The organism is Cognatilysobacter lacus (genome assembly GCF_008274655.1).
Taxonomy (GTDB): domain Bacteria; phylum Pseudomonadota; class Gammaproteobacteria; order Xanthomonadales; family Xanthomonadaceae; genus Cognatilysobacter; species Cognatilysobacter lacus.
Genome location: NZ_VTRV01000184.1, coordinates 1 through 4,769 on the forward strand (window position 1 = coordinate 1; position 4,769 = coordinate 4,769).

Here is a 4,769-nt window from a genome sequence, read left to right on the forward strand (position 1 = left end):
GGGGTCCTCGCGCTGCTCGATCGCGAGCCGCCGGCCGTGCTGGTGCTGTCGCAATCGCACTGGCGCGACGGCCGCCTGCTGGACCTCGACCGCATCGCGATGGCGGCGCGCGAGCAGGGTGTGCCGCTGGTACTCGACCTGAGCCAGAGCCTCGGCGTGCTCGCCTGCGACGTCGCGCGCTGGCAGCCGGCGTTCGCGATGAGCGTGGGCTACAAGTGGCTGCTCGGCCTGAAGGGCCTGTGCTACCTGTGGGCCGCGCCGGACTGGTGCAAGCGCATTGCCCCGTTCGAGCAGCACTGGCAGGGGCGCGCGCCCACCAAACCGTGGGCGTTCGGCGGTGAGTCGCCGCCGACCTATCGCGAGGGCGCGCGCCGCTTCGACGGCGGCGAGGTCACCGATCCGTTGCGTCTTGCGACGGCGGAAGCCGGGCTCGCGCAGATCATCGCGTGGACGCCGGACGCAATCGCAGCTCAGCTCGGGATGCTGCTGGATCGTCTGAAGGTCACGCTCGCGAAGGCGGGCCGCGACGACGAGTGCGTGGATCCGTCATCGCCGCACCTGCTCGGGTTTGCGCCAACGCCAGAGCGGCTGGCGCGCGTGCGAAGCGCATTGCACGACGCCGGCATCATCTGCATCGAACGTGACGGCGTGTTCCGGCTCGCGCCGCACCTGCATATCGATGAAGCCGCGATCGATTGCGTTTCAGCGGCGATCCTTTCGACCGACTGAGGCCTGCCGTTCCGTGCCGCTGGCGTCATGGGTGCACTTCGCACCCTGCAGCCCGTATCGAATCGCAGCGCCGGATCACGAGCGCGACGCGCGCGTTGCCCTCGTGACGCGTCGCTCGCCAGGCGCAACGCAAACGCGTCGTGCGATCAGCGCGCGGGCGGCCCGCTGCGGATGAACTGCAGGAACTCGCCGCGCGTGCGCGCATCCTCGCGGAACGCACCGAGCATGGTCGAGGTGGTCATCGATACGCCTCGCTTGTGCACGCCACGCGTGGTCATGCATTCATGGCTCGCCTCGATCACCACGCCCACGCCGCGCGGCTGCAGCACGCGTTGGATCACTTCGGCGACCTGCGCGGTCATCTTCTCCTGCACCTGGAAGCGACGCGCGAAGCTGTCGACGACGCGGGCGAGCTTGCTGATGCCGACGACCTTCCCGTTGGGCAGGTAGCCGACGTGCGCGCGACCAATGATGGGCGCCATGTGGTGCTCGCAATGGCTTTCGAACTCGATATCGCGCAGCACGATCATCTCGTCGTAGCCGGCGACTTCCTCGAACGTGCGCTCGAGATACGTCTTGGCGCAGGTGCCATAGCCGCTGAACCAGTCGCCATAGGCGTCGACGACACGGCGCGGCGTGTCGAGCAGGCCTTCGCGCGTCGGATCCTCGCCGGCCCAGCGCAATAACGTGCGCACGGCGCTTTCCGCTTCGTCGCGGGAGGGCTTGTGGATCTCGTCGGCCATGTCGGTTCCTGCAATCGGTTCGCCGCGATCGTAGCGCAGGCGGCTGCGGGCGAACGCGGCCAGCGGCGGGACAGCGCGTGCCGCAGGCATGAAAAAGGGGCCGGTTTCCCGGCCCCTCGTGCTGCGCGTAGCGATCGCAGCGTTGGATCGTCAACCGTGCTGCTTAGCGACCGTCGCCGTCCGCATCACCCGGCATGGCGCGCTCGATGTGGTGCCAGCCATCCTTCACGGCGCCGCGGGCTTCGCCCCAGGCCAGGCGGGACTGGCCGCGCGTCGCGTCCCAGTTGCGCTGCAGCTCGGGCTCGACGCTGTCGAAATCCTTGCCGCGGTACTGGCCGTACGTCTCGTAGCCGTACTTGTACGCAGGCTGGTAATCGTTCCAGTCGCGCGAACTGTTGTAGTAGTCGGCCTTGGTGTAGTTGTCCTGGAAGTGCTTCTCGTAGCCGGTCGGGTTGACGGCTTCGGCGATCGAATCGCCCGCCTTCGAACCGACGATGCCACCTGCGACGGCGCCGACGAGGCTGCCGATCGGGCCCGCGGCCGAGCCGATCGCCGCGCCGGTGACGGCGCCCGCGACGGCACCCGTGCCGGAACCGAGGTTATGGTCTTTCTTGACGTCAGTCATGGTGTCGCTCCGTGTGTCTGGTGGGGACCGGCAACCGGCCGGCAGCGGTGAGCCGACTCTGGACAGCGACAGGTACAACGCGAGTGAAGAGAAGCGGCTATTTGGCCAACGGCTGCTTAACGCCACGCACGAAACCCTTCACGCCATCGCGATCAGGCGGCGCCCAACCGGCGCGCAAGTCCCGATATCCGTCGCGCATGTCGACCCAGTGCAGCCTCGATCGCCGACGCAGGTCCCAGTACGTGCAATTGCGTGCGCGCACGCGTCAGCCCGGTGTAGATGAGCTCGCGCGTGAGCACGCGTGTGTCGGCCGCCGGCAGTTGCAGCAAGACGATGTCGAACTCCGAGCCCTGCGCCTTGTGCACGGTGGTCGCGAACGCACCGGAGTGCGCGGGCAATGCGCCGGGATGGAATGCGCGCGGCGCGTCGGGGCCGTCGAACCAGGCGATCGGCGCGCCGTGGACGTCGGGCAGGCACACGCCGACGTCGCCATTGAACAGCCCGTGGCGCGCGCTGTTCTCGGTCACCATCAGCAGTCGACCGTGGAAATACGGTTCGCGCTGCGTCCCGGCCAGTGCAAGCTCGATGCGTGCATTCAGTTGCGACGCGCCCTGTGGTCCGTCGCGCAACGCGGTCAGCAGGCGCGCGCGGTTGACGAGCGCCAGCGCCTCGCGCGGTTCGCTGCAATGACGTAGCCCGCGCCACGGCGCCAACAGCGCTTCCCGCGTTGACGCGGCGAGCGGATCGAGCGCGTCCTCATGGTAGTGCAGCCCGCCGCCACCGACGCGCAGCGCAGAAAGCGCGGCCGCGGCGTCCCCGCGACGCACGGCGTCCGCGACCGGCTCGAGCACGAGGTCGTCGGTCTGCCGGTAGCCACGATCGAGATGCACGCGTCGGCCGGCGAGCGGTGCGTTCGCCGCCGCGGGCGCATCGCACGCATCGACCAGCGCGGCGAGCACGTCGCCGGCCTCGACCGAGGGCAACTGGTCGCGGTCACCGAGCAGCAGCAGTCGCGCACCGTCGGGCAGCGCCTCGACGAGCTTGCACATCAGCGGCAGGTCGACCATCGAAGCTTCATCGACAACCAGCACGTCGACCTTCAGCGGCTGCACGCGGTCGAAGCGAGCCTGCGGGCGGCCGGGCACCAGCCCGAGCAGGCGGTGCAACGTGGATGCCTGCGTCGGCAGCGCGTCGCAGAGTTCCGCGTCGATCCCGGCGGCACGGAGGCTTTCCGCGACCCGCCGCACGCCGCCGGCCATGCGGTCCGCGGCGCGGCCGGTGGGCGCGGCGAGAGCGAAGCGCGGCACGGGCTTTCCGCGCGCACGCGCCTGCGCCGCCAGCAGCACCAGCAGCCTCGCGATGGTGGTGGTCTTGCCGGTGCCCGGTCCGCCGGTGACCAGCATCACCGTGGAGTCCAGCGCTCGGCGCGCGGCGCGGGCCTGCGCGTCGTCGCCCTCGCCCGCCGGGAACAACCGTGCGTGCAATGCATCGACGTCGGCGTGGGGCGCGCCATCCGTGGCCACGCAAAGGCGTGCCAACGCCGCGGCCAGGCGGCGTTCGTATTCGCGATAGCGCCGCAGGTAGACGCGACCGTCCTCGAGCACGAGCGGCGTGGATTCATCGCTCGCCGCGTCGGCGTCCGGGCGGTCGACCATGCTGCAGGCGGCCAGCGTGGCGCGCCATTCCGCGGCATCGGGCCAGTCGATCGATGCATCGACGAGTTCGCCCGCGGCCGCAGGATCGAACGCCGCATGTCCCTGCGCCACCGCATGCGAGGCGAGCGCGGCCGCCGCGAGTGCGGAATCGGCGATGTCGCCGTCGATACGCTGCAAGGCCTGTGCTAGCGCGAGGTCGACCGGGCGCAGTACGCCGCTGCGCTGCAGCGCGTCGAGCAGGCTCATGCATCGCCTCCGAACAGGCGGTCGAGCGCATCGACCAGTTGCACCGGCAAGCGCGCGGCGTGGATGCCCGGCGACGCAGCGCGGCGCGCGTCGACACCTCGACAGAAGACGTAGCGCACGCCTCCGAAGTCGCGCGCGTAGTCGTAGGCATCGCCAAGGCGGAATCGCAGCCAGCGATGCAGCGCGAGCGAATAGATCGCCGCCTGCAGCGTGTACTCCCCCTCGTGCATCGCACGCTGGAGCGTGGCCGGCTCGTAGTCGGGAAGTCGATTCGTCTTGTAGTCGAGCACGTGGTAGCGACCCGCGTGCGCGTAGACGAGGTCGATCTTGCCGGTCATCAGCCCGTCCAGTACGCGACGCGACCCGAAACCCTCGCGACCTGTGAGCAGCCCGTGCGCCTGTACGGTCGCCAGCAGCGCATCGACATCGACCCGCGCCAGCGCGAAGTGGAATTCCATCTCCGCGCGGCGCGAGGACGCGGGAACGTCGCACAGGCGCGCGCCTTCGGGCATCGCAGCGGTGAGCGTGTGGCCGACCAGCGAGGCCAGCAGCGGCAGACCGTCGTCGATCTCCGCCTGCACGTAGCCTTGCGCGCGGAATGCTTCGATGAGCGCAGCCTGCTGACCGACCGGCGGCGGACCGTCGCGCCACCCGTTCCAGGCGGCGAAGTCGACGGTCTCGAACGCGCCGTGCACGACGTCGCCGAAGCGCGTGCCGGAGAAGCGCACGTCGTCGGCGGCGGCATCGCGCATCGCCGCGCCGAAATCGCGC

The 4,769-nt window shown here is 69.9% G+C and carries 5 protein-coding genes; 1 reads left to right on the forward strand and 4 read right to left on the reverse strand.

The window, feature by feature from the left end; genetic code table 11:
- The coding region (locus FW784_RS12670) for an aminotransferase class V-fold PLP-dependent enzyme (RefSeq protein ID WP_149353698.1) at window positions 1–729 on the forward strand (729 nt) is incomplete at its 5' end.
- A 146-nt stretch (window positions 730–875) separates the two neighbouring features.
- On the opposite strand, the gene folE is transcribed toward FW784_RS12670, so the two are convergent.
- From folE to FW784_RS12690, 4 genes are all read right to left on the reverse strand, one after another.
- Window positions 876–1,472, reverse strand: coding sequence for a GTP cyclohydrolase I FolE (gene folE / locus FW784_RS12675; RefSeq protein WP_149353699.1), 597 nt, complete (start codon window positions 1,470–1,472; stop codon window positions 876–878).
- Window positions 1,473–1,635: 163 nt separating this feature from the next.
- Entirely contained in the window at window positions 1,636–2,097 is a 462-nt protein-coding gene (locus FW784_RS12680; protein WP_149353700.1) for a glycine zipper domain-containing protein, read from the reverse strand.
- 152 nt (window positions 2,098–2,249) lie between these two features.
- Complete coding sequence (gene recD, locus FW784_RS12685) at window positions 2,250–3,998, reverse strand: exodeoxyribonuclease V subunit alpha (protein ID WP_149353701.1); 1,749 nt, start codon at window positions 3,996–3,998, stop codon at window positions 2,250–2,252.
- A partial coding sequence (locus FW784_RS12690; protein WP_187770807.1) for a PD-(D/E)XK nuclease family protein occupies window positions 3,995–4,769 on the reverse strand: 775 nt, incomplete at its 5' end. The genes recD and FW784_RS12690, both read right to left, overlap by 4 nt.